The following is a 24,797-nucleotide window of genomic DNA, read 5'->3' on the forward strand; positions in this document are numbered from 1 at the left end:
ATGTCCTCCTTGCCTTGCGTCGTTGCGATTAACGTCCGCTCGCCTTCGAATCTGAACTTGATTAAGATATTAACTACGTTAATTGATTCACGCAATCAACTTAGTATCGGCGTGTCGCGAGGCAGACGGGTGTGCCGGGGTGTGTGAGGTGCTACTTGGCGAGGTGATGGAGCGCGACGGCGATGGCCTGACCTTGGATCGTGATATCCGGGCCGCATTCGCATCGGCGTATCGTCGTGTGTTTGTGGAAGGCCGAGGCCGTGGCGTCGTCCATATACTGTTGTGCTGCATCGATGAATACCGGATTGACAATGTCCGGTTGACCGTACACGCAGACATCCGCTAGATCCAGCAGCCCCACTGGCATGGCAAGGGCTTGGGCGAGACGGTGCCCGGCTTGGATGAGGATGCGATGCTGTTCGTCGCGCGTGGCGGATTCCATCTGTTTGCGCAACACCGCTCCAGAGATCAGGGTTTCCAGACATCCCCGCTTGCCACAGGGGCATTGCGGCCCGTGAAGGTCGATGGAAATGTGCCCGATTTCTCCGGCGGCATGCAGTTCGCCGATAATAGGGGCGTCATTGAGCAATACCGCCGAGCCGATGCCCCGTCCAATGCGTACGAAGAGCATGTTGGTGCCGCCTTTGCCGAAGAATCGTTCGGTAAGCATGCCTGCGGTGGCGTCGTTGCCTGCGATGACGTCGATGCCGAAATGTGTTTCGATGGGTGTGCGCAGGTCGACATCGGTCCAGCCGCGCATTGTCGCGGACAGTACCACGCCATTGCTGATCACGCCGGGGGAGGCGATGCCGATGCCGATGATCGGTCCGTCGGCCATGGTCAATGTCTCTTCGATAAGCGTGATGATGTCGGCTATGGAAACGATGGCATTCGGTTCCAGGGCAATTTCCGTATGTCGTAACGGTTGGCCTAGCAGGTTGGTTACTGCACCGTGAAGCAGGAACTCCTGCGTCAGATCGATGCTGATGATGCGCAGCCGATCGGTGTCGACGCTCAGCAGGGTGCCTCTTTTGCCTTTGCCTGTACTGGGTGCCTGACCGGTTTCGCGCAACAACCCTTCTTCCAGCATCTGGCTGACGACTTCGGATACTGCTACGCGGCTCAGTCCGGTGCGCCGTCCCAACTCGGCGCGGGAGTATTGATTGGTGGGGAAGAGCAGTGAGAAGATCAGCTGCCTATTGCGTCTGCGTACATCTGCGGGAGATGCCTTGCCGCTATGCCCGTCGGATGTTGGGTTGAGGGCAAACTGCGGCATGATTCCTCCCGGTCGCTGCGCCACGTATGCAGTGAATCGACTGTGGCTGATGCGGGCGTGGCGTTCGTCTACGGTATGCGCAGACAAGTGAATAGTACTAACAAGACATAGTCTACCGATGGAAAACATAGAGAAACACCGTGGAAACTCGCGAAATTTTTAATTGTAAGTATCATTAACAATTAACGGGTCGAAGATGGCTCCGTACCACGTTCAACAGATTGCGTTGCAGATAAGAAGGAAAAACCGATGTCGGAAATCATCATTGTGAAGAATCAGTCCGAAGCGGGCGAAATCTACGGCCGCTGCGTGGCGGACCTTATCAAGGCCAAGCCGAACGCGGTGCTGGGCCTCGCTACGGGTTCCAGCCCATTGGCAGCCTATCAGGCCCTCGCCAAAATCGTGCATGAGGAGCACATCGACGTCTCCCAAGTGCGCGGCTTCGCGCTGGACGAGTACCTGGGCCTGCCGCTGACCCACCCGGAGTCCTACCACTCCACCATCCACCGCACGGTCGTCGAGCCCCTCGGCCTCGACCCGGCCAAGGTCCACGTGCCCGGCGACGTGCTGAACGGCGCGCCTCTTGAGGACGGCGACAAGATCGCCGCTGCCGGCCCGGCCTACGACGCGGCGATCGAGGCCGCGGGCGGCATCGACGTGCAGATCCTCGGCATCGGCACCGACGGCCACATCGGCTTCAACGAGCCCGGCTCCTCGCTCGCATCCGGCACGCGCGTCAAGACCCTGGCCGAGCAGACCCGCATCGACAACGCGCGTTTCTTCGACAATGACATCAATCAGGTGCCCACCCACTGCATCACGCAGGGCATCGGCACGGTCCTGAAGGCCCGCCACCTCGTGCTGCTCGCATTCGGTGCAGGCAAGGCCGAGGCCATCGAGGAGACCGTCGAGGGCGGCGTCTCCGCGTTCTGCCCGGCCTCCGCGCTGCAGCTGCACCCGCACGCCACGATCATCATCGACGAGGAGGCCGCCAGCCGTCTGCGTCACAAGGATTACTACCGTTACGCCTTTGCCCACAAGCCGGCTTGGCAGGGCATCTGATCGGACGATCCGTTTATCGTGGCGATAATCAGCCGTTGCCTCGGCGTGCTTGTTTTCTATGGGAATCAGCGGTCGGGGCGGCGGCTGTTGTCGCGCATGGGTAGCTTTTACCAAAGCTTGCAGGCAAAGGAGCATAAACATGGCGGACAGAAGTGAAATCGTCGCCCAGGTGACGGCGGCGTTGGAGGGTGAAGCCAAGCCGGTCGCGATCCGTGGCGCGCGCAAGGTGGACGCCCGCGGCGAGCAGTCGGGCTACTGGGTGGTTTCGGACGCGCGTGGCGTGATCGTGGCCACGGGCGCCGCGGCCACGGACGGCACCGGCGAGGAGGCGTTCGAGCACGCCTGCCGCACGGTCGGCATCGACCCGGCCGCTCCATCGGGTTCGGACGGTGCGGTTATTGACGCGGCCGGCCGCATCCTTACCCCCGGCTACGTGGACATCCATTCGCACGGCGCATGGGAGAAGTCGTTCGACGATGGCCCCGACGGTATCGACACGGCTCGCGCCGGCCACGCGGTCCACGGCACCACCCGCCAGGTCCTCTCGCTCATCACCAACCCGATGGACGTGATCTGCCGCAACATCCGCACCGTGCGCGAGAAGATGGCCACCCACCCCGACATCCTCGGCTGCCACCTCGAAGGCCCGTTCCTCGCCCTGAAGCGCAAGGGCGCGCACGACCCGAACTGCCTCAAGGACCCGGTGCCCGAACTCGTGGGAACCATGCTCGACGCCTCGGGCGCCGACCCCGCGGCCGGCAAGCTCGGCTGCATCCGCCAGATCACCATCGCCCCCGAACTGGAGCACGGCATCGGCGCCATCCGCCAGTTCGCTGCCGCCGGCGTGGTGCCCGCGGTCGGCCACTGCGACGCCGACTACGCCATCGCCCAGGCCGGTTTCGACGCGGGTGCCGGCATCATGACCCACATGTTCAACGCGATGAACGGCCTGCACCACCGCGAACCCGGCCCCATCCCGGCCGCCGTCGAGGACCCGCGCGTCACCATCGAGCTGATTAATGACGGCTTCCACGTGCAGAACCCGATGGTCAAGCTCGGCTTCGGACTGGCGCCCCACCGCATCGCGTTCGTCACCGACGCGATGGCCGCCACCGACTGCCCCGACGGCGCGTACAAGCTCGGCGAACTCGACGTGAACGTCATCGACGGCCACGCCCGACTCGTGTCCAACGGTGCCATCGCCGGCTCCACGCTCACCCTGGAGGTCGCGGTCCAGCGCGCGGTCAACGAACTCGGCTTCAGCCCCGTCTCCGCCGTCGAGGCCGCCACCCTCACCCCGGTCCGCGCCTTCGGATTCGACAAGGCCAACCCCGTCACCGGAGCTCCGCTTGGTTTGATCGCTCCCGGGTTTGCCGGTGATTTCAACTTGCTTGATGCGGCAAGCTGGAAGGTTGAATGCGTTTGGTGCGCCGGTCGCCGATTGCGGTAGCGTGTGCCCTATGCCATGGAGTAGCTAACATGATGGCGTATGCCGGTCGTATCGCCCCGGTATGACCAGAACGATTGAGGGAGTCACGGTTGGATGCCGTGGCTCCCTCAATCAGATTGTTTGGCGAACGAGGCAATCTGAAATGTCAGTACTGTTTGCCGTCGAAACGGAAGAACGCGTGCGCGTCTCCGTGTTGCTTATTCGTGATGTACCTTTGGAACAGCTGCAAGCGTTCCACTGTACTTTCGGCTAAAGGCTGAGGAAGATTATCTACATCAAACCAGCCGACGTTGAGGCTCTCCTCATCTCCGACAAATGGCTTGTCGTTGCCGCCGGGCTTCACCTTGCACAGGAACGAATGATCCATGTACATGGTGTTGTCGCCATTGGCATAGGTGGTGACCTTATCGGACGATGTCACGGCCACCAGATCGGTGACGATGGCGTCCACGCCGGTCTCCTCTTTGATTTCGCGTACGACGGTATCCGCAGGCTGCTCGCCGGGTTCGTTGATGCCGTAAACCATGGCCCATTCGCCGGTGTCCGAGCGGCGGCCGAGCAACAACTGGCCTTGGTCGTTCAGCACGCAGCCAGTTACGCCGTTAAGCCATAGGAGATCATGGCCGATTTTTTTACGTAGTTCGAGTACGAATTCCGGTGTTGGCATGATTATCTTTCTTCCGGCCATGATCCTTCGCGGCTGCTTGTGGTGCAGCCGCTCACTTCGCCTGCAAACAGTCCACTGGACTGTTTGCTTAACGGCTCAGCATGGCCGATTTTCTTACGTAGTTTGAGTACGAATTCCGGTGTTGGCATGCTTGATGACCTTTCTCTATATGAAAATGCTCCCCTTGCTGAGGGGAGCTGGAATTCGAGTTACTTAGCGGCGGCGGCGCGGTCGGCCATCCAAGCCTCAACGTCGTCGATTTCCTTCGGAATACCAGCGGAAATCCACTCAGGACCATTTTCGGTCATAAGCACGTCGTCCTCGATGCGGATGCCGATGCCGCGGTACTCCGGCGGAATGAGGAGATCATCCTCGCGGAAGTACAGGCCAGGCTCGATGGTGAAGATCATGCCCGGACGAATCGGGGCACCCTGATAGGCCTCGAAACGAGCCTGCGCGCAGTCATGCACATCAAGGCCCAGATGATGGGCCACGCCACAGGCCAGCCAACGACGGTGCTGCTGGCCTTCGGGGGAGAGAGATTCCTCAACGCTGACCGGCAGCAGACCCCAATCGTGTAGACGCTCGGCAATCACGCGCATGCAAGCATGGTGGATGTCGGAGTAGGTGGCGCCTGGCTTGGCAGCCTCGAATCCGGCCTGCTGGGAATCCAACACAGCCTGATACAGACGCTTCTGCAGATCGGTGAACTTGCCATTGGTCGGGAAGGTGCGTGTGATGTCGGCCGTGTAGAGGGAATCGACCTCTACACCGGCATCCACCAGCAGCATGTCGCCGGTTTTCACCACACCGGTGTTACGCATCCAATGCAGAATAGGAGCGTGAGGGCCGGAAGCCACAATAGAGTCGTAGCCCACTGCATTGCCCAGTTCGCGGGAGACCGCGTTGAACGCGCCCTCAAGAATACGTTCGGAACGCGGCTTATCTAGCGCGGACGGCAGCGAGGACAGCAGACGGTCGAAACCATGCTTGGTGGCGTCCACGGCCTTGCGCATCTCGCTCACCTCGTAGGAGTCCTTAACCATGCGCGCTTCAGACGTGAACTCGTGCAGCTTATCGTCCGAGGCGGCGTTCTTGTCTGGATCGGCAGCGCCATTGGCCTGGCGAATCGACTCGACCAAAGCGGTGATCTGCGGGTCGGTTTCACGCATCACACGGACGCGAACGGCACCGGCCTCCGCGCCGACGTCCTTGCTCAGCGCATCGGCGAGTTGAGCGATATCGTGGGTTTCGATGCCGGTCATGGCAGTCATTTCCTTCAAGCCGGCACGCGGTCCTACCCAGTATTCGCCATAATGCGGGTTCATGAAGAAGTCCGTGGTGGAATTATCGGCTCGCGGGGCTACGAACAGTTCCGGAGTGTGGGTCTGGCCGGCCTTGGCCTCTTCGGAATCCGGATCCACCGGGTTCAGCACCAGTACCGCACCGGCCTCGTAATCCACGCCCAGACCGGTGTAGTAGGCGAAGGCGGTATCCGGGCGGAACATGTAATCGCAATCGTTGTTGCGAACTTTCGGCTGCCCTGCCGGAATCACCAGACGCTCGCCGGGGAAGGCCTTGCCAAGCGCGGCAAGACGTGCAGGCGTGAACTTGGAGGATTCCAACGGCTCGATATCCGGCTCATCATCGGCCCAGCCGGATTTCATGAAGTCCTTGAACGCCTCGGAACGAGGACGCAATGAGCGGTTGTTTACGCGGTCGCTCATTGCCTGATCAGCGCCAGGAGCTGACTTACGCTCTTCGGCCTCGTATTCCTTGTCCTTCTCGGTGACTACCTCACCCATCAATACTCCTTTGAAAGAGCCTCATGTTACCGCTCCCATAGTAGTCGTCCGTCAACCTTCCCTCGTAATTGAGAAAGCCAAGGTACCGGTTTTTCAACTCGAACTCTTGTCTTGACGAGTTCCAGTAAGATGCCGCCGAGGAAATGCCGGTAATGTATAGGAGCTATGACATGCCTGTCGACGTGTCGGCTCTCTGAGGTATTCCGGCCTTCAACAGTTTCAAGTGCAGAGGAACTCGATCAATCACTTCGGGATAAGTAACGTGGAGTATCTCAGTAGCTCCGGCACGCCGTAACCCGTCATCACGTTCGCGTTCCTTGACAATCATTTCCTGGATGCTGCGATTACCGGTCATGGACGGATCTATGTATTTTTGTGTTCCGTCATATTCCGCGACTACGACACGTCCGTTGTTCAGCCGCCAGACAAAATCCACCCGGTATTCCGAACTGGTTTTTGGATCCTTGACGGAAACCTGAATGCGCGGCATGACGAATTGATCCTCATATATGGTTCCGCGCATCAAGGATTCACCTCCGTTCTCGCTACGAGGATTCGCTTGCTGCAACAGGTGAAAGACCGGGACGATGTTATGGTGCGATTTGCCGTAGGCTTCTATGATTTCTTCGACGGTGACCCCTCGTGCGAGAGCTGAATCAAAGAAAGGCAACGCGAAACGGAAATCATACTCATGGGCACATTCGATAAGTGCATGAGCAGGCGAAACCAATAGCAACCCAGTGGCGGAATCCCGTCTCGTATGTGCAAAGGCCTTTGGCATATATACACGCTTAAGCCCCTGGTGGAGCCGTTGCGTACCGTGATGCCGCGTCGCAATGGAGACCGATCCGTTATGCAAGCACCACTGATGCTCAAAACCATATGCAGTTGCGGCCGTCAGACCGCTGAATATCCAATCCGGATGTGCATGTGCCAATCCTTTGGCGATGTGCAGCGTTTGCTCGGGCGGCGTGAGCTGGTTCCAATACGATGAGTCGGAATAGAGGCTTGGGGAGCCTCGATAGGTATTGACAAGTTCCCCTGTTTGTGCGCGACGTTGCAGTGCCGATTGCTCTGAGGGAATACGTGAATATGCGCATCGGCGTTCGGTTTGTGCCTCTTGGAGCAGCTGCATTATGGCTTTGTGTGTTCTCATATCGGTAACGGTATCTGCTGATGCAGTAGAGCACGAGCCATTCCCGCTTATGTGGTTCTAGCTTCATAATCAGCTTGTTCTTGGTGCATACAACGTTGGAATGTAGCGAATTGCGGCATTGCGTGGCGAATGTGGATAACTCAGCTTGATGATGCCCTAAAGAAGGTTGATCGGGGGAGTAATCGCGGTGTAATCGCAGAGTAATCGAACATATGTATGCGCGCTGGAGACGATGCTTGCCATTATGTGGCATGATGCCTTCACTGCCGTGCTGATAGGAGGGGAGTGTGCCACGTTTTGGCATGACAGCCGCGGTATAAGCGTTTCGAGTGGGGTATTCGGGCCATTGCCTGGCACGGTGACGTCGCTACACGGTGCTTTGGCGGGCCTAGCATGCCAAAGGCTGGCTGTGAGACGTCAGAATCGCTGCCTATAGACGGTATTCTGCCAAAAGCTATTATGCTGACGTCACTTTGCCGGGGCGTTGATTGGCTCTCATCGGCTCTCATTGAATCCTATTGACTGATCGGCCCGATTGGATAAGCCAGCGCAATATGATAAGCCGTCGCAATCGGCATGATGGTCTGGTTATTGGTTCAATCGATTGGCATACAGGCTGATCTGCCAGTGCATTTATTGAGAAGGGGTAAGGCGGTAAGGACCGCTTTACCCGATGCGAGCGATGAAAGAAGAGGAAAGACTATGCCCTAAGCCGATAAACCACCCCGACGGCTAAGATGAGTGAAGTTTGTCTATAGGCATTCCACACGGCGTAATAGCCGGACCATGGGAATGGGCCCCGGCGACCGGTGAAGGGAGCGACTGTCGGAAGCTGACGCGAGTCGCACGAACGTGGCGGCAAGATCGACGGCAAATCAGGCGGCATAGGCAGAAGGCATCAGACAGAAGGCTAAGAGGAGGAACAGGCGACATGTCATTCGAGCATCCGAACAGGAACAATGAAACGATCCGAGACGTTGAGCTGGATATCATGAGCCGTCCGCCGGAGCATAACACCACCAATCTTGATCTGGATCGTATGAATCTGATGCTTGACCTGTTGGGACATCCTGAGCAGTCGTTCCGCGTCATCCACATCACCGGCACCAACGGCAAGGGGTCTACCGCCCGCATGGCCGAGGCCATTTGCCGTGCCTATGGCATGCGTACCGGCCTGTACACCTCGCCGCATCTGGAGAAGGTCAACGAGCGTATCTGCATCGACGGTCAGCAGCTCTCTGATGATGATTTCATTGATATCTGGGACCAGACCAAGGACCTTGTGGCACTTGTAGATGCCAAAATGGAAGAACAGGGCAAACCGAAGATGAGCTTCTTCGAGGTCCTGACCGCCATGGCCATCTGGAAGTTCGCCGATGCCCCGGTGGACGTGGCCATCGTAGAAGTCGGCATGGGCGGCGCATGGGACGCTACGAATGTACTCAACGCGGACGCCGCCATCATTGGCCCGGTGGACATGGACCACATGCAGTGGCTTGGGAATACGGTCGAAAAGATCGCGGGCGAGAAGGTCGGCATTATCAAACCCGGTTGCACCGCCGTAATCGGTCCCCAACCTCATGAAGAGGCAGTAATGCCGATTATCGAAGAGGCAGCCGCACGCAACCATGCCACGCTGGTACGTGACGGATACGAGATGACCGTAACCGACCGTATGGCCGCAGTCGGCGGACAGGTCGCTACGCTTACCACGCCAAACGGCACTTATGAGGGCGTACCCATCGCCAAGTTCGGTGAACATCAGGCCCATAACGCGCTCGCCGCGCTCGCCGCCGCCGAAGTGGTCATTCCGGTCAACGGTCCTCTGGATGGCGATCTGGTGGCCGAAGCATTGAGCTCGGTCAAGATTCCAGGTCGTATTGAGCAGATTCGCACCTCGCCCACCATCATCCTGGATGGCGGCCATAACGTGAATGCCGCCGAAGCCCTGCGCAAGGCCATTGAGGAGACCTACGATTTCAAGCAGCTGGTAGGCGTGGTCGCCATGATGCGTGACAAGCAGGTCGAAGAATACCTCGGTGTGTTGGAGCCGATTCTGAGCTCCGTGGTGGTGACCGAAAACTCGTGGCGTGATCGTGTGATGCCAGCCGACGAGCTGGAGAAGATCGCTGTGGAGGTATTCGGCCGCGACCGCGTGGTCAAGGAGGCGAACCTGCCGGATGCCATCCAGACCGCCGTGAACATGGTAGATGCCGAGGATGAGCTAGGTGTGGGATACGGTCATGGCGTGCTCATCTGCGGCAGCTTCGTGACCGCTGGAGATGCCCGCACAATGCTTGAAGAGCATGCCAGCCCAACTATGCAGCAGGCGATGGCGATTCATCAGCCGGTGGTCGATCCCGATGATGAACAGGCTCGGCAAGATGCCGATGACCAGGAGGCGGCCGACAATCTCGACGATCAGGTAAGTCCCGATGATTTCGATGTGTTCGACGTACTCGGCCTTGGGCATGCGTCCACGCAGCGGCATGGCGGTGATGGGACCCAGGCGACCGAATCCGATAATCAATAGCGCGAAGGTTTCGCGTCATCAGCCGGTAGCCATCATCAGGTAACGGAACAGTCCGCCATGTACCTTAAGGAACTCACCTTACGCGGATTCAAATCTTTTGCATCCGCAACCACGCTGCGCTTCGAGCCCGGTATTACCGCAGTCGTAGGGCCCAATGGTTCGGGAAAGTCGAACATCGTTGATGCTCTGACTTGGGTGATGGGTGAGCAGGGCGCGAAAAATCTGCGTGGCACGTCCATGGAGGATGTGATCTTTGCCGGCACATCCTCCAGGCCGCCGCTTGGTCGCGCTCAGGTGAGCTTGACAATCGACAACTCGGACCACACGCTGGATATCGATTACTCCGAGGTGACCATTTCGCGCACCATTTTTCGCAATGGTGGCTCGGAATATGCGATCAATGGTTCAGCTTGTCGCCTGCTCGATATTCAGGAGCTATTGTCGGATACCGGTCTCGGCCAGCAGATGCACGTCATTGTGGGGCAGGGACGGCTCGATGCGATTTTGAAGGCCGATCCCACCGGACATAGGGCTTTCATCGAAGAGGCGGCCGGCATTCTCAAACATCGCAAACGCAAGGAACGTGCGCTGCGCAAGCTGGCCAATACTGAAGCAAACCTGAATCGGCTGGATGACCTGCTGCACGAGTTGCATCGACAGTTGGGGCCATTGGGACGCCAGGCACGCATCTCCCGCAGAGCGGATGCGATTCAGGTTTCCGTGCGCGATGCTCAGGCGCGCCTATATGCCGACGATGCGCAGCAGTCGATGACTCGTCGTGCAACCGTACGCGAAGAGCTTGGACAGGTACGATCCACACTTGCCAATGCGCAGCAACAACTGGCTCGGCTCAAGGTTCGTATTGAACAGGTCGAGGCGATGGGATCTGAGGCCAGCCCCGCTGTAGCGCAAATTAACCAGCAATGGCATGATCTCGCCCAAATGCAGGAGCGATTGCAATCATTGGCGCAACTCGCCGAAGAGCGCAGCACCTCGATCGCCGGCCAGATCACGACGAATTTCGGCGAGGATCCGGATCTGCTTTCCGCCCGCGCAGCCGAACTGGAGGTCCAGGCCGAGCAGCACAACGGAGTCGTGTCTGACATGCGTCTTGCGTTTGACAAGGCCATTGAGGAACGCGCAGGCAACGAGAAGCAACTTGCCGCCATACGCCAGACGTTGACCGAACTGCGCCGAACGGTTCAGCAGCGAGATCAGCAGATCACGCGATTGCGTGAGCTCATCGCCCGAGAGGAATCGGCCGTAGAGCTGGCGGAGAACAGATTGCAGGACCATGCCGGACAGCGTGAAACGCTGATGCATCAGCGTGATGAGGCGCGCGAACAACTGATGTCGCTGCAAGCCGAAGCCTCGGCGCACGGCGATGACGATAGCACCGCGCTCGATGCGGCCCGTGCTCGACTTGCCGAATGCCGAGATGCACTGGGTGAGCTCACGAACCGTCAGCGTGACATGCAAGCCCGCATCATCTCCCTCAAGGCCAAAGCCGATGCATTGCAAGAGACGCTTGGCAGTCGCAATGCGTCCGGCGCTTTGGAACATGACGACGCCGTGGGTAGTCTGGGCCGACTCACCGATTTCATCCATGTGACTGAAGGATGGGAGGAAGCCGTCTCCCATGCACTCGATCAGTTCTCCGGCGCGATGGTGGTGCCTGGAACCGACAATATGATGCATGCGATGGCTCGCGCGCGCGAGGATAGGCTTGGCAAAGCCGCGGTGATCGCGATGAACGGCGCTGGTGATATGGCCGGCAACATGTCGGGCAATGCGGCAGACAATGCATCCGATGACGGTTTCCGCCCGCTATCAGACCTGATTGGGCCCAATCCCGACGCGCCCGATGCCGCACAGGCCATGGCGGTCGTGCGCGCGGTACGTCGGCTGCTGACCGGTATCGCGGCGGTTGATACGGCGGAGCATGCTCAGCGCGTAGTGAGCTCAGGACAGGCTGTGCGCGCAGTGACGCGACACGGAGAGATATTCGCCTATGGTGTAGCGGCTATGGGCGGCTCTTCCATGGCGCAGTCGGACCTGCTGCTCGCCTCACGACGGGACAAGGCGCTGGCGCAGATCAAGGAACTTGATGCCGCGCTCGCCGCATTGGATGCGCAGGTGGTGCCGGCTATGGCCGAATGTGACGACGCCGCACGCCTTGTGGATCATGAGTCGGCTCAGCGTACTGAAGCTCGTCTCAAAGCGCAGCAGATGAAACGTGAACTGGCTGCGGCAGACGCTCGTATCACCGCCATCACCAAGCAGCTCAAGCAGCTGGACGCATCCGAAACTGCTGTTGAAGATGACCGGGACGCGCACCGGATGAGACTGGCTGATCTTCGTGAGGCGTTACAGGGCGCGCAGCAATCAACCGCGGACCATGCTGACTTCGATACGCTTGCTGAACGGGAACACGCGCTGGAACAGGCATTGAGTCAAGCCCGAGAGCATGAGATGACGGCAAAGATCGCTTGGAATGACGCCAGCCGTAAAGCGGAATCATTGATTCGTCAGGCCGGATTGCTTCGAGACAACGCCAAGGAGGCGACCGAGAGGCGGGCGCGTCTTGAAGCGGCGAACGAACGTCGCCGTGCTGATGCGGCACGCCTTCGAGCTGTGGCTTGTGATGCGCGCGAGGTAGCCGCCATGGTTGCGCGTTCCTTGAGCGATGTGACGGCCGAACGTGACCGTTTGCAGGCGGAAGTATCGGAACATAACGAGGAATTGAAAACCTTGCGTGCCGAGCGGGATGTCCTCGAACCGAAAGTCTCCGATCTTGTCGCACGGGAACATGTTCTGGACGTCAATCGTGAACGTCTGGCTTCCGAAGCCGGGCAGCTCACCCAAAAAGTTGCCGATGAACTCGGCTTGGGACTGGAGGAACTGATACGTGACTATGGTCCCAATCAGCCGGTTCCGGTACTGGACGAGAACGGTAATCCCATACCTTTGAATGACGATAATTCAGACGACGATAATCCGCACGGTGATGAATCGGACAGTGGCGCGATCACAGACGTGGGCGTAGCAGGTCCTACGGAATCTGCAGATTCCAACATAGGACCTGACTTGCGACGCCAATATCAAACCGTGCCTTACGTTCGCGACGAACAACGCAAACGTTTGGACAAGGCGCGTCGTGATCTGGCGGCGCTAGGCAAAATCAATCCGCTGGCCACCGAGGAATATGAGGCGTTGGAGGAACGCAACAAATACCTCAACGATCAGCGCAACGATGTCGTCAAATCACGTGACGATCTGATGCAGCTGATCAAAGATCTGGATGCCACGATGGTGTCGGTGTTCCAATCGGCATTTGACGATACCGCCCAAGCCTTTGAACAGGTGTTCGCCACGTTGTTCCCCGGCGGCACCGGTCGTCTGCGGTTGGAGAATCCGGACGACCTGCTGACCACAGGCGTGCTGGTGGAGGCCAGTCCTGCGGGCAAGCGTGTCAAACAATTGAGCCTGTTGTCTGGTGGAGAGCGTTCATTGACCGCGTTGGCTCTGCTGTTTGCGATTTTCACCGCGCGGCCCAGCCCGTTCTATGTGATGGACGAGGTTGAAGCGGCGTTGGATGATGTGAACCTGACGCGACTGATCAACGCGCTTAATGAGTTGCGTGAGCATGCCCAGCTCATCATCATCACCCATCAGCAGCGCACGATGTCCATTGCCGACGCGCTATACGGTGTGACGATGCGAGCCGATGGCGTGACCGCAGTCATCAGTCAGAAACTGCGGGAATAATATCGTCGCGAGTCGTAGGTCACGAGTTGCGACTTGCGACTCGCAGATGAGCAGCATAACGAGCGATACAGTAAGGAAAACAAAAAAGGAATCGGCCGAAAACGACCGATTCCTCAAACGGCTTATGACCTTGCGTAAGACAAGCAGAGTGGCACAAGCCAGAGCAGGGAGGACTACTTTCGCAGCGACTTGCGCACGCTTTGCGCGGTTTGCAGCGCCCAGTAGAAGAGCTTCTTGATCGGCACATCGCGGGCCGGCGCCACCGGGGTGATCTCCTCGGTGAACTTGGTCTTGAACTCGTTCAGGCCCTTCAGGGATGGAGCGAAATCGGAGCCGATGCCCATGAGATCGTAGTCAGCGATGCCCTGAGCCCCCAGAATGCAGCACTCCGAGTAAAGCAGTTTGTCCGTGACGTGAAGACGCATCACCTCATTGCGCATGCCGGCGTAATAGCGCACGGCACGCGTGCCGTTTACGGTGACAATCGACCACGCCACCACACGGCCCTCGATACGGGCGGCGAACACGCGGCAATGATCGGCACCCAACGCGCGAATCATATCGGAATAGTCGCTCATCGGTGCCGGACGGAACCCGTCACGTTCGCCGGTCTCGACCATCACGTCGTAATACTCGGTGAAATCAGCCAACGCCTGCTCGGTTTCATCCGACACCTCGGCCGGGCACTCACGCAACGATTTGCGCACATCGCGACGACCACGGCGCTTCATACGGCTCAGAATCGCATCGTCGCCGCCGGTCACGTCGATGACCACGGTGAAATCGTACGGCACGGTAGAAAGCACCTTCTGCGTGCCGCCGGTGTACCACGTGTCGATGCGCAGGAATGCCACCTTGTTGTCGGTTTTCCTGACCATGGCCACGATGGCGTCGATGACCTCGCGCTCTTCAGCCTCGCCGGGCTTGACAGCCCATGCCGGGCCGTGCATCGAACGCAGGTAGTGATAGCCATGCGTCTCGAAGTCGATGAACGAGATCACAGCGATGACCTGACCGTCACGCTTGATGAGATAGTCGCCCCACGGTGTGCGTCCCTCGATATCCGCTTGGAACGCCGACCACACCTTGGTCTGCTCGATTGGCAGAGCGATGGCTGCCCTCGCCGCCTCAGCCTCTAGGGTCTGTCCGTCAACCTTCTCCAACGTAATCATTGATAGTATGCCTTTTCCTTTTCCTTCGTACTTACCTGATTACTCGAATCGTCGTTATTGCACTGTCTGAATTACACTGTCCGCATCCGACCGTCACAGGCCAAACATACGTTCGACGATGCGATCATCACCTTCGAATGGCACATGCTTGTTATGCTCCTTGATCCAACGTTCATCACCCTTGCCGATGATCAGCAGGATGTTGAAGCGGTCGGCGTGGGCGCGTGCATCGTAAATGCCGTTCGTAATGGCGGTCGGACGGTCGGAAATCACCGTGGAGGACACGTGCTTGTTCGTAATATAGCCTTGCATCTCCATGCAGATGTCGATGAACGGTTCACTGTCCGTATCCTCGGCAGTAAAGATGAAATTGTTGATGCGATCCTGCGCGGCCTCGACGATCTCCTTGCGGCGGTCGTACGCCTTGTTGCCGGCCGAACCGGTGATCAACGTGATATGCGGACGCTCGGCTCCCCAACGCTCATATACGAAATCGAGCAGCGCGGTCACGGACGCGAAGTTGTGGGCGTAGTCCACGATCGCCAGCGTATTGGACTGCGGGTCGCGGAACTGTTCCATACGGCCGGCGATCCGCACCGGCTCAATGGCACGCAACGACTCGGTCTGGTCCAGACTCACACCTGCCGCGTGAGCGATGGCGATGGCCGCCGCGGCGTTGAGATAGTTGAAATCACCGTCGATGGACAAGTGGAAGTCTCCCAGAGCAACGCCGTTCGCGGCAATGCGGAATGTGGAATGCGTGGCGTCGGCAGGATGAGCGGTGACTGTTGCCGCGGTGCCTTGGTCGCTGGCATCGTGCAAGGCGAATGTGGTGACCGGAATGCCGGCAAGCTCGGCATCCTGACGAATCAGATCCGCGTGCATGCTGTCCGCGCCCAACACCAGAGACTTCGCGTTGGCCACAATCTGGCGCTTGCAGTACAGGTAGTCCTCGAACGTGGGGTGTTCGATGGGGCTGATGTGGTCGGGGGAGATATTGAGGAAAGCCGCCACATCGAAGGTGAGCCCGTAGACGCGATCCACCTTGTACGCCTGGGAGGAGACCTCCATGACCAGATACTTCATACCGTTATCTGCGGCTTCGCGCATCATGCGGAAGGCGTCCATCGATTCGGGTGTGGTCAGATCGGATTCCACATAGGTGTGGCCGTCGAGACAGTTGTCCACGGACGAGAACAACGCGGCTTTGCCGTCGGATACGGCGTTGAGCAGCGTCTGCGTGAAGTAGGTGGTGGTGGTTTTGCCCTTGGTGCCGGTGATGCCGATTACCGTCAATTCGTCCTGCGGGCGGCCATAGAACGCCGCAGACAGCAGGCTCATCGCCTTGCGGGAGTCGTTGACAATCAAACCGGGGGCGTCGGTCACTGCGGAGTAGTCGGTTTCGGCCATGTACGCCTGAAGGCCTTTGCCGTCAATGCCGGTCAAGTATTCGGCCTTGAAGCGGCCTTTGCAACACAAAAGCGTGCCGGGGGTGACCTTGCGGGTGTCGTACGTGATTGCCGTGAATGGTTCATCGGCGGCGGTGATGAGTGTGGCGTCATCGGTCCATACGTCATGCTGAATAATCTCGCGCAGCAGATGATGTTCCCTGAGCAGCGCGGCGGCAGAAGCCAAAGTCAAAGCCATAAGTCGTTCTCCCTGTTGTTAGCCGATTAGTCATTCTACAAGGAGACTGTATCGTGACATGACTCACGCGGTATCAGCCACGATATAGGCACATGATTTGGCTAGAATGAGCAATCGTGACGACAAGCGAAACGATCGAGCAACCCGGGCAGGAACCCGCGGCACCCGTGGCGGGGGAGTCCATGGCGGCCAAACGCGCGCGATTCGAGCGTCTAGCCATGCCGGCCGTCAATGCTCTGTACCGTCAGGCCATGCGTCTGACCAACAATCCCGACGACGCTCAGGATCTGGTGCAGGACACATTCGAACGCGGATTCAAAGCATTCGATTCCTTCCAGGACGGGTCGAACTTTGAGGCATGGATGACCACCATCGAACGCAACGCCTACTTCAACCAGTACGCCAAAGCCAAGCGCCGTCCGCAACGAGCCAATGATTCGACAGGCGAGTATGACGACTGGGACATCTATGATGCCGCGGAGCATACGTCGGACGGTCTCAAATCCGCTGAGGAGGAGTATCTGGACGCCTTCGCCCCCGAGGAGATCATGAAGGCGCTCGCCAAATTGTCTCCCGAACGTCGTCAGGTGTTTATCGATGCGGCCATCGACGGTAAGTCCTATCAACAGGTGGCTGATGAGCAGGGAGTGAAAATCGGCACGGTGATGAGCCGGTTGAACCGTGCGCGTACTCAGCTGAAGCGAGAATTGGCGGCATATGCTCGTGAACGAGGGTATGTGACAGCGGATCGGAACGGACAGGCTGGCCGGCAGCCGCAATCGTCCGTCGGAACGAACGCTCCGAGGCGTGCCGGTAGTTCACCGTCCGCGAAGTCTTCAAGCGGCGTTGTTCAAACCATGCGAAACGGCGATAATGAAAATACAGGAAAGGAGATCTGATGAACGAGCGCAATATTGAAACCCGTCATATCTCCATTACCAGTGCGAGCGCCGATGGAACGGTGACCAGAACTGAAGTGCATATCACCTCGCAGCAGCGCCGCATAGACGTTGACGGCGGCTGTGGGACCGGTGGCGGTCGTTATGGTTCGGCTTGTGGCGAAGAGATGTCGTCTTTCACGAATGCTTCGGATGAGACAAGTGCCGGTGACTGTTTCGATCCCTCCACGTGTTGTGATGCGCGTGAACAGGCGCTGATCGCCGCGCTCCGCGCGTACCTGCGCCCAGATGAGGCTCCCGAATGCCTGATGGCTCGCCTGAAAGCCACATTGGACCATTGCTGTGGTGAATAGCTTGAGTGTCACGGCCGGTTCGATGTTGATTTCGATGTTGAGATGATGCCGTGATCACAAGCAAAAAGCCCGTCCGCATTGCAGATCCATGCAAAGCAGACGGGCTTTTCGTGTTCCCGAAAGGAACTCAAGAATCAGGCGTTAGGACGCTTGCCGTGGTTGGCGGCCTTCTTACGACGATCCTTACGCTTACGTCCGCGCATGCCCATGATGGACTCCTTTACTTCAAGAAAAATAAGCCTTCGGCATTATGCCACACCGTCGGGACCCGATGCAACACGGGTGTCATCGGGTCCGTATCGCGAAGGATCTTATGGGCGTGATCTTGATTATCAGTGCTGCTCGGCCTTGATGAACAGCGTGGTGGTGCTCGACTCGCCCGGCTTGATCACGATGAGATCCTTGCCGGTGTTGAATGCGTTCGCATAGGCGGTCTGCGGCTCAACGGCAGTGCCGGCCGGGTGCATGTAGGCCGGGAAGCCGGTACCGGTGCATACCTGGAAGGAGGTGATGGTCTCGTCTCCGCCGACCTTGATCACCAGTCCGTCCGGACGGGTGAACGTGGCGGTCACCGTGCCGTCGGCGTCGTGCTTCAGGTCGGTCCACGCGTCGTCGAACGGCTGCTCGGTCAGCAACGGGTTGGAGTTGAGATCGTACTTGGTGCCGGCCACCGGCTCGGTGCCGGTCGGAATCAGGTTCTCATCCACGGTGACATGGGTTTCGGCGGGCACGGTCAGACGGCACTGGGCGTTCTGTCCGTCGATTTCGTCGCCGTAGCCGTTGAAGCCGTTGTCAAGCCAAGGATGGATCGCCAGAGCCCAAGGTGCATCTACGTCGCCGTTGTTTTCGGCCGTCACTGTGATCTTCAGACCGTCCTCGGTGATTTCATGCGTGGCGTAGACCGTGATGTTGAACGGGTATCCCAGCAGGAACGGCGGACGCCAAGACTGGGTGACTGACGTTTCGCTCAGAGACTCCAGTTTCCAGAACGCGCGGTATCCATAGCCGTGGATAGCGGTGTTGCGGTCGTGCTCGTCAATCGGCAATGTGTACGTCGTGCCCTCGAACTCGTAGGTGCCTGCGGCGATGCGGTTCGGGAAGGGGACCAGCAGCTGGCCGTGGCAGCAGGTGACCGGATCGTCCGGGCCGAGCGGCACGATCACGTTTTTGCCCTGATAGGTGACCTTGCGCATGGTGGCACCCAGTTCGGTGATTACGGCCTCGTAATCACCACAGGAGATGCTGTACTGCTGGCCGGTGCGCGGCATTGTCTTCGTCATAGAATCACTCCCATAGTGAGGTGTGGATGGTCGGCAACCAATTGTTACCGCTAACGTAACAGTCTACCGTGCGTTGTCGGCATTCGTGCGGGGGCCGGCGCGTGTCTTTGCCTTAGACTTGAGAGCAGTGTTGTGACGGATGCCGTTCGCGAGGAGGAACGATGACCAAAAGTGTGGTGCTGGCCGATCCAAGAGGATTCTGCGCAGGCGTCGATCGAGCGATTCTGACCGTGCAGACGATTCTCAAGGCCGCGCAATCCGCCGGAAAACTGCACCGGGAGGACGGGTTGCCGCCGGTATATGTGCGCCGCCAGATCGTGCATAACAAGCATGTGGTCGAGGATCTGGCCAATCAGGGAGCAGTATTCGTGCAGGAGCTGGGGGAGGTTCCGGATGCTGCGGCGCAAGCCGGCATACCGGTGGTGTTTTCCGCTCATGGCGTATCTCCTGTGGTGAAGGCGGAGGCCGAGCGACGTGGCATGCACGTGGTGGATGCCACCTGCCCGCTGGTGGGTAAGGTGCATCGCGAGGTGCTGCGCTTTGTGAAGGAAGGATACGAGATTGTCTACATCGGCCACAACGGTCATGATGAGGCGGTCGGTGTGGTGGGGGAGAGCCCCGAGCATGTGCATCTGATCGAGCACGCCGACGACGTAACGTCATTGGAGTTCGCTCCGGACACCAAATTGGTGCTGCTTTCGCAGACGACATTGAGCGTGGACGAAACGGCTGACACCATCGCCGCGCTAAAGGCACGGTTCCCCTGGATAGAAGAGCCGCCGAGCTCCGACATCTGCTATGCAACCTCAAACCGTCAGGCGGCGGTCAAGCTGGTCGCCGAGCAATCCGACTGCGTGGTGATCGTCGGATCGGCCAATTCCTCGAATTCCGTGCGCCTGATGGAAGTCGCGCAGGAAGGCTTGGGACAACGCGGCAAGGCGTATCGTGTCGATGATGCCGGAGAATTGGACCCCGCATGGTTCGATGGTGTGGAATCTGTCGGCATTTCGTCCGGTGCCTCGGTGCCGGACGAACTGGTGTCCGGCGTGATTGAGGCCTTGCGCAATCTGGGTTTCACCGGTGTGAAATCCGTGGAAACCATCAAGGAAAACATGCATTTCGTGTTGCCGCCCCAGGTGCGAGCGTTGTCGAAGTAAGGCGACGATGAAATGGTTTGCACAGCCGTGCAGTGCCGAAGTATGGCCGTCGTAATGCCGGCTCAATGGCTTCGACCTAGTATGGCGAAGACATCGAATGGCGTGCGAAATCATGCCGGACGTTTGTGAGATTTGTGAGAGATCGGCAAGGAGAAGAGAGGCCAGACGATGAGGTTCTGTACCAATTGCGGTGCCCAGCTTGGAGAGAGTGACCGATTCTGCATCCAGTGTGGTCAGGAGCAGGAACCTGCACAGCCCGGAACGACTGTGCCGGCTGTCGGTGCCGGCGTGCCGGTGCCGACCGGTGTACCGAATGGGGCTGCCGTGTCCGGCGGAGTACCGGGTGCGGCAGCGATGCCGGAACCGGCATCTGATTCCGATGCCACGATGGTTGATCCTTCCGCCGCCCTGCCGACTGCGCCGGGCGTGCCGATGCCCGCACAGTATGCGGCGGCTCCCACATATCCTGCACCGCAACCCGCCCAAACGATGGGCGCGGCTCCTGTACCGCCCTCCGCCGCTGCCGGAACATATCCGTCGTCCTCCGGTAAAGCCGAAGGCAAGGGGAAGAAGGGGCGTATTGCTGCCATCATTGTGGCGGTCGTAGCGGTTCTGGCTATCGTCGGCGGGCTACTGTGGTTCTTTGTAATTCGTCCGCATATGGAAGGTTCCGCTTCTTCTCAGAACGGCTCGTCGCAGTCCGCGGGCGCTTCAGACGGCAGCAAGTCCGATGACAAGAACGCAACGAAATCAGAGAAGGGCAAGAAGGATTCCAAACAGGCGAAAGCTTGTGACAAGGCACCGGATTTCACTATTTCTTCCCATGCCGTACATGGCACTGACCTGGTGATTAAGCTGGAAGCTACGGCATCCTGCGGGGCAGACAGCACATTGAATCTGGACGGCAGCGCCGTCCGTTTGACGTTGACTGATAACGATAAGGCCACGTTCGCTGATGCCGTATATGACTTTTCCGATGACCCGGTGACTGCCGACGCCGGTGAGTCCGCCAATGTTTCGGTCGCGTTTGTGCAAGGCCAGTATTGGCTCGTGCCGGACCAAGTCAGTTGGGATGATCTGAGCGTCACTTGCGATCTCAAGGGCACGGCACAGGGCAAGGCGGCGACGCCGAGCAAGTCGGATGATTTTACCGGTGCCGATGCTTTGGACAAGGACGGCAGGGAACAGGTCGCCAAAGCCGCCATTGACCGCCAAATCGAGCATGACAAGGATGCGGTCAGTGATATTGCCAGCACGTACACTACGCAGCTTTCCAGCAAGCAGCTCAACATGCAGGTGGATGGCAAAACCTGGACCTATCAGGATATATGGCAGCAGTTCGTTGATCTCAAGAACCAGTGGCCGAGCACATTGTTCGTCTGGTCCGGAGACTGGGGCAACTACCAGCGTAGCGGAACCACTGATTACTATGTGATTCTTTCCGGCGAAAGCTTCTCCGATCGCGATGAGGGCTGGGATTGGTGCAGTGACAACGGTTTCGGTCAGAACGACTGCATGCCGGTCACTGTGGGCTGACCCGCTGAAAGGAATTGAGCTGGACGAATCCGCAGTGATGTGACTCGATGCCGGTGCTTCAGAGGTGTGCCCGGTAGGCTGATCGGCTGGGCTGACCAGCCATCCTGAAGCCAGTCGGTCGCAATCGTACAGTTTCCAAAAGCGTTTCTAGTATGAAAAGGCGGTTGTCAAACGATACCATGTCGTTCGACAACCGCCTTTTCGTGCGCCGTCGGAGCGTCACCATGTGCCGATCGGGGCGGCTATAGCGTTTAATACTGTGAGCAGATCCTGAGGATGGACGCCTACGGACAGGCCGCGTTTGCCGCCGGAGACCAGAATCTGATCAAATTGCAGGGCGCTTTCATCCAATACCGTCTTATGATGGGTTTTCTGCCCGAGTGGGGAGATGCCGCCGACGACATAGCCGGATTCACGCATGGCGACCTTCGGATCCGCCATGGCGGCCTTCTTGGCACCGACTGCTGCGGCCAGCGCCTTCAGATCCATATGTCCGCTGACTGGCACCACGCCGACCACACGTTCGGAACCGGTGTCCGCCATCAGGGTCTTAAACACTTGGTGCTCGCCGAATCCGAGTTTGGTTGCCGCCTCTACGCCGTATCCGTCGTCCATATGATCGTTCGAATGTTCGTATTCGTATACGTGGAATTCCACGCCGGCCTTCTCCAGCTGGACGGTTGCCGGCGTGGAGCCAGCACCCTTGTCATGTTTGTTTTTCTTAGCCATGGTTTCTGTTCTACACCACTGACGGTGACGGATAAAAGCGACTGAAGCTCATCGCGGTCCTTTGTATGTTCGCGCTACTTACGAAGCCGCCGCGAACATACAAAGGTTTGAAGTGGATAAATCCTTTGTATGTTCGCGCAGGTCCCGTAAAGAACGCGAACATACAAAGGATCAATACGCTTGATCGCCCGGTCGAGACCTTGCCCGGTATGAAAAATCCCGCCTCACTCAACAGCGGGCGGGATTCATGAGCTCAGTTCTCACATGAACCTATGCGGGCAGACCCGCGTGGATTCACTCGGAGATCTCAGCGAAGTACAGCAGGGTACGGATCATGTTGGAGGTGAAGCCGTACTCGTTGTCGTAGAAGGAGACGGTGCGAGCCAGGGTCACGCCGTCAACGGTGTTGACGTCGGTCTGGGTCGGATCGAACACACCACCGTGGGTGTCGCCAAGGATATCGGAGGAGACGATGCCCTCATCGTTGTAGCCGTAGTAATCGGTGTTGGAGAAGGCTTCCTTGAAGGCGGCGTTGATCTCGTCGGCGGTGGTCTCGGTGTTCAGAACGGTGGTCAGCTCGGTGACGGAGCCGTCCGGAACCTGAACGCGCTGGGCGTGACCCTGCAGCTTGCCGTTCACGGACGGAACGACCTTGCCGATGGCCTTGGCAGCGCCGGTGGAGTGGGCGATGGTGTTGATGGCAGCGGCGCGCAGGTTGCGACCGGTCTTGGTGCCACGCGGGCCATCGAGCAGCATCTGGGTGCCGGTGTAAGCGTGGATGGTGGTCATGAAGCCAGCCTTGATGCCGAACTTCTCGTCCAGCAGCTTCACCATGGCGGCCATGGAGTTGGTGGTGCAGGAGCCGGCGGAGACGATCACGTCGGAAGGCTTGAGGATGTCGTGGTTCACGCCGAACACGACGGTCGGGGTGACGTCATCCTTGGCCGGAGCGGAGATCAGGACCTTCTTGGCGCCAGCGTTGATGTGGGCCTGGGACTTCTCGGCGGAAGTGTAGAAGCCGGTGCACTCAAGCACGTACTCAACACCGTCGTTCTTGACCCACGGAATGTTGTTGGCGTCCTTCTCGGCGTAGACCTTGTATTCCTTGCCGTCCACCACGATGGAGTCCTCGGTGGCCTTCACATCGACCGGGGTGCCGTCGTCGTGACGGAAGGTGCCGTGGGTGGAATCGTACTTCAGCAGGTAAGCCAGGGTGGCCGGGGTGGTCAGATCGTTGATGGCGGCAACTTCGATGTCACCAGCCTGGCCGCCGCGAGCCTGCAGCTCGAAGATACGACGGAAGGCGAGGCGACCAATGCGACCGAAGCCGTTGATACCAATCTTAACTGTCATGTAATTCTCCCTTGTAGGGTGGCCGTGACATGCAGACGCACGTCGGACCATTGTTTACCAACGCTTGTTACTTTAATGCCTCGCCTGTACACAAATCAACGTTGCAGCATGTGTTTTGGGCAAAATCGCCCGTTTTTTTGTGAGCGTTCACACTCCGTTTGACATGCGGCCGTCCATCGGTTCTCGAAAAGGCTCAAAGCCGGTGCGCGACTACGGTCAGCGCACCAGCAGTTTGGACACTGCGGTGTCCAGTTCGCCGATGTCGCCGTCAAAGGCGTGGAGCCGATCCACCTTGGGCAGGGCCACTTCGATGGGGAAGGTGACGATCAACGTGCCTTGGTTCACGCTGATCGTCGCATCCACGTGATCGCGGAACTCGTTGCTGACCCCCTGCACCACCGTGTTGGTCAACGTGCCGTCCTTCAGTTCGTATTTGAGCCCAGGTTCGTTCACGCCAAGCGAAACATCGGAGTGGGAGAACACCGACACCATACGTCCGTCTTCAGGTACGGGATGCGCACGGAAGAAGAGACTGCCGTCGGTGATGGCCGTAACGATCAACCCGTCCCCGTACAGGTATCCGCTCGCCCCGTGGTGTGAAAGCAATGCCATGAGTTGCATGCATGAAATGGAATGGTCAATGCGTCCGCCGAGACCGCCGTAGACGCGGAACTCTCGGCAGCCTGCCGCCCAACCGACCTTGAGCGCGGACAGCATATCCGGATCGTCCTTCAGCGGCGGCAGCGCGATGGTGCGTGTGCCATCGTGCGGAAGCCGTCCCTCCAACGAATCGAAGTCACCCACGATCACATCGGGGACGATGCCCAACTGGCGCGTGTGGTCGAGTCCTCCGTCGGCCGCCACCACATACGCGCCGTCTGGCACCACAGGATCGCCGTCATAATATTCGCCGGCACCGAAAATCACGCATATCTTGCTCATGCGTCCAACTGT

Annotated in this window: 19 protein-coding genes; 8 read left to right on the forward strand and 11 right to left on the reverse strand. The window is 58.6% G+C overall.

What is annotated here, in order from left to right; translation table 11 throughout:
- Positions 1 to 151: 151 nt before the first annotated feature.
- Positions 152 to 1,276, reverse strand: coding sequence for an ROK family transcriptional regulator (locus CUU80_RS00285; RefSeq protein ID WP_100495374.1), 1,125 nt, complete (start codon positions 1,274 to 1,276; stop codon positions 152 to 154).
- A gap of 249 nt (positions 1,277 to 1,525) precedes the next feature.
- On the opposite strand from CUU80_RS00285, the gene nagB reads away from it, so the two are divergent.
- A complete protein-coding gene (gene nagB / locus CUU80_RS00290) occupies positions 1,526 to 2,338 on the forward strand; it encodes a glucosamine-6-phosphate deaminase (protein ID WP_100495375.1) in 813 nt (270 codons plus the stop codon).
- 139 nt (positions 2,339 to 2,477) lie between these two features.
- Entirely contained in the window at positions 2,478 to 3,788 is a 1,311-nt protein-coding gene (locus CUU80_RS00295; protein WP_100495376.1) for an N-acetylglucosamine-6-phosphate deacetylase, read from the forward strand.
- Between the two features lie 145 nt (positions 3,789 to 3,933).
- On the opposite strand, the gene CUU80_RS00300 is transcribed toward CUU80_RS00295, so the two are convergent.
- The 3 genes from CUU80_RS00300 to CUU80_RS00310 form a co-directional block, all read right to left on the reverse strand.
- A complete protein-coding gene (locus CUU80_RS00300) occupies positions 3,934 to 4,455 on the reverse strand; it encodes an NUDIX hydrolase (RefSeq protein WP_100495377.1) in 522 nt (173 codons plus the stop codon).
- A gap of 209 nt (positions 4,456 to 4,664) precedes the next feature.
- Positions 4,665 to 6,260: an aminopeptidase P family protein gene (locus CUU80_RS00305; RefSeq protein ID WP_100495378.1), complete on the reverse strand. Its 1,596-nt coding sequence runs from the start codon at positions 6,258 to 6,260 to the stop codon at positions 4,665 to 4,667.
- Positions 6,261 to 6,423: 163 nt separating this feature from the next.
- Positions 6,424 to 7,416 (reverse strand): hypothetical protein, encoded by a 993-nt coding sequence (locus tag CUU80_RS00310; RefSeq protein WP_100495379.1) that lies wholly within the window; start codon positions 7,414 to 7,416, stop codon positions 6,424 to 6,426.
- Between the two features lie 931 nt (positions 7,417 to 8,347).
- On the opposite strand from CUU80_RS00310, the gene CUU80_RS00315 reads away from it, so the two are divergent.
- Entirely contained in the window at positions 8,348 to 9,949 is a 1,602-nt protein-coding gene (locus CUU80_RS00315) for a bifunctional folylpolyglutamate synthase/dihydrofolate synthase (protein WP_165775763.1), read from the forward strand.
- 57 nt (positions 9,950 to 10,006) lie between these two features.
- On the forward strand, positions 10,007 to 13,717 hold the full coding sequence (smc, locus tag CUU80_RS00320; RefSeq protein WP_100495380.1) for a chromosome segregation protein SMC: 3,711 nt from the start codon (positions 10,007 to 10,009) through the stop codon (positions 13,715 to 13,717).
- A 173-nt stretch (positions 13,718 to 13,890) separates the two neighbouring features.
- On the opposite strand, the gene CUU80_RS00325 is transcribed toward smc, so the two are convergent.
- Both CUU80_RS00325 and CUU80_RS00330 read right to left on the reverse strand, forming a co-directional pair.
- Positions 13,891 to 14,889: a lipid II:glycine glycyltransferase FemX gene (locus tag CUU80_RS00325; RefSeq protein WP_100495381.1), complete on the reverse strand. Its 999-nt coding sequence runs from the start codon at positions 14,887 to 14,889 to the stop codon at positions 13,891 to 13,893.
- A gap of 93 nt (positions 14,890 to 14,982) precedes the next feature.
- Positions 14,983 to 16,536, reverse strand: a complete 1,554-nt coding sequence (locus CUU80_RS00330) for a UDP-N-acetylmuramoyl-L-alanyl-D-glutamate--2,6-diaminopimelate ligase (protein ID WP_100495382.1) — start codon at positions 16,534 to 16,536, stop codon at positions 14,983 to 14,985.
- A 182-nt stretch (positions 16,537 to 16,718) separates the two neighbouring features.
- On the opposite strand from CUU80_RS00330, the gene CUU80_RS00335 reads away from it, so the two are divergent.
- Both CUU80_RS00335 and CUU80_RS11200 read left to right on the forward strand, forming a co-directional pair.
- Complete coding sequence (locus CUU80_RS00335) at positions 16,719 to 17,435, forward strand: sigma-70 family RNA polymerase sigma factor (RefSeq protein ID WP_100495383.1); 717 nt, start codon at positions 16,719 to 16,721, stop codon at positions 17,433 to 17,435.
- The gene (locus CUU80_RS11200) at positions 17,435 to 17,788 is read left to right on the forward strand and encodes a hypothetical protein (protein ID WP_100495384.1); all 354 of its coding nucleotides are present in this window, start codon (positions 17,435 to 17,437) and stop codon (positions 17,786 to 17,788) included. The genes CUU80_RS00335 and CUU80_RS11200 overlap by 1 nt, the downstream gene beginning before the upstream one ends.
- A gap of 134 nt (positions 17,789 to 17,922) precedes the next feature.
- On the opposite strand, the gene CUU80_RS11205 is transcribed toward CUU80_RS11200, so the two are convergent.
- The gene (locus tag CUU80_RS11205; RefSeq protein WP_003817083.1) at positions 17,923 to 17,997 is read right to left on the reverse strand and encodes a 50S ribosomal protein bL37; all 75 of its coding nucleotides are present in this window, start codon (positions 17,995 to 17,997) and stop codon (positions 17,923 to 17,925) included.
- 123 nt (positions 17,998 to 18,120) lie between these two features.
- Entirely contained in the window at positions 18,121 to 19,068 is a 948-nt protein-coding gene (locus tag CUU80_RS00345) for an aldose 1-epimerase family protein (protein WP_100495385.1), read from the reverse strand.
- 161 nt (positions 19,069 to 19,229) lie between these two features.
- Here CUU80_RS00345 and CUU80_RS00350 point away from each other — a divergent pair, with 161 nt between their 5' ends.
- Complete coding sequence (locus tag CUU80_RS00350) at positions 19,230 to 20,225, forward strand: 4-hydroxy-3-methylbut-2-enyl diphosphate reductase (RefSeq protein ID WP_100495386.1); 996 nt, start codon at positions 19,230 to 19,232, stop codon at positions 20,223 to 20,225.
- Between the two features lie 168 nt (positions 20,226 to 20,393).
- Positions 20,394 to 21,761, forward strand: coding sequence for a zinc ribbon domain-containing protein (locus CUU80_RS00355; RefSeq protein WP_100495387.1), 1,368 nt, complete (start codon positions 20,394 to 20,396; stop codon positions 21,759 to 21,761).
- A 219-nt stretch (positions 21,762 to 21,980) separates the two neighbouring features.
- Here the strand turns inward: CUU80_RS00355 and ybaK are convergent, their stop codons facing one another.
- The 3 genes from ybaK to CUU80_RS00370 all read right to left on the reverse strand — a co-directional run bounded on the left by ybaK (position 21,981) and on the right by CUU80_RS00370 (position 24,785).
- Positions 21,981 to 22,490, reverse strand: a complete 510-nt coding sequence (ybaK, locus tag CUU80_RS00360) for a Cys-tRNA(Pro) deacylase (RefSeq protein WP_100495388.1) — start codon at positions 22,488 to 22,490, stop codon at positions 21,981 to 21,983.
- A gap of 294 nt (positions 22,491 to 22,784) precedes the next feature.
- Positions 22,785 to 23,843 carry a type I glyceraldehyde-3-phosphate dehydrogenase gene (gap, locus tag CUU80_RS00365; protein WP_100495389.1) on the reverse strand — a complete coding sequence of 353 codons (1,059 nt, stop codon included), beginning with the start codon at positions 23,841 to 23,843 and terminating at the stop codon, positions 22,785 to 22,787.
- A gap of 216 nt (positions 23,844 to 24,059) precedes the next feature.
- Positions 24,060 to 24,785: a thiamine diphosphokinase gene (locus tag CUU80_RS00370; RefSeq protein ID WP_100495390.1), complete on the reverse strand. Its 726-nt coding sequence runs from the start codon at positions 24,783 to 24,785 to the stop codon at positions 24,060 to 24,062.
- Positions 24,786 to 24,797: the final 12 nt, after the last annotated feature.

It is taken from the genome of Bifidobacterium scaligerum, from assembly GCF_002802865.1.
Lineage (GTDB): Bacteria > Actinomycetota > Actinomycetes > Actinomycetales > Bifidobacteriaceae > Bifidobacterium > Bifidobacterium scaligerum.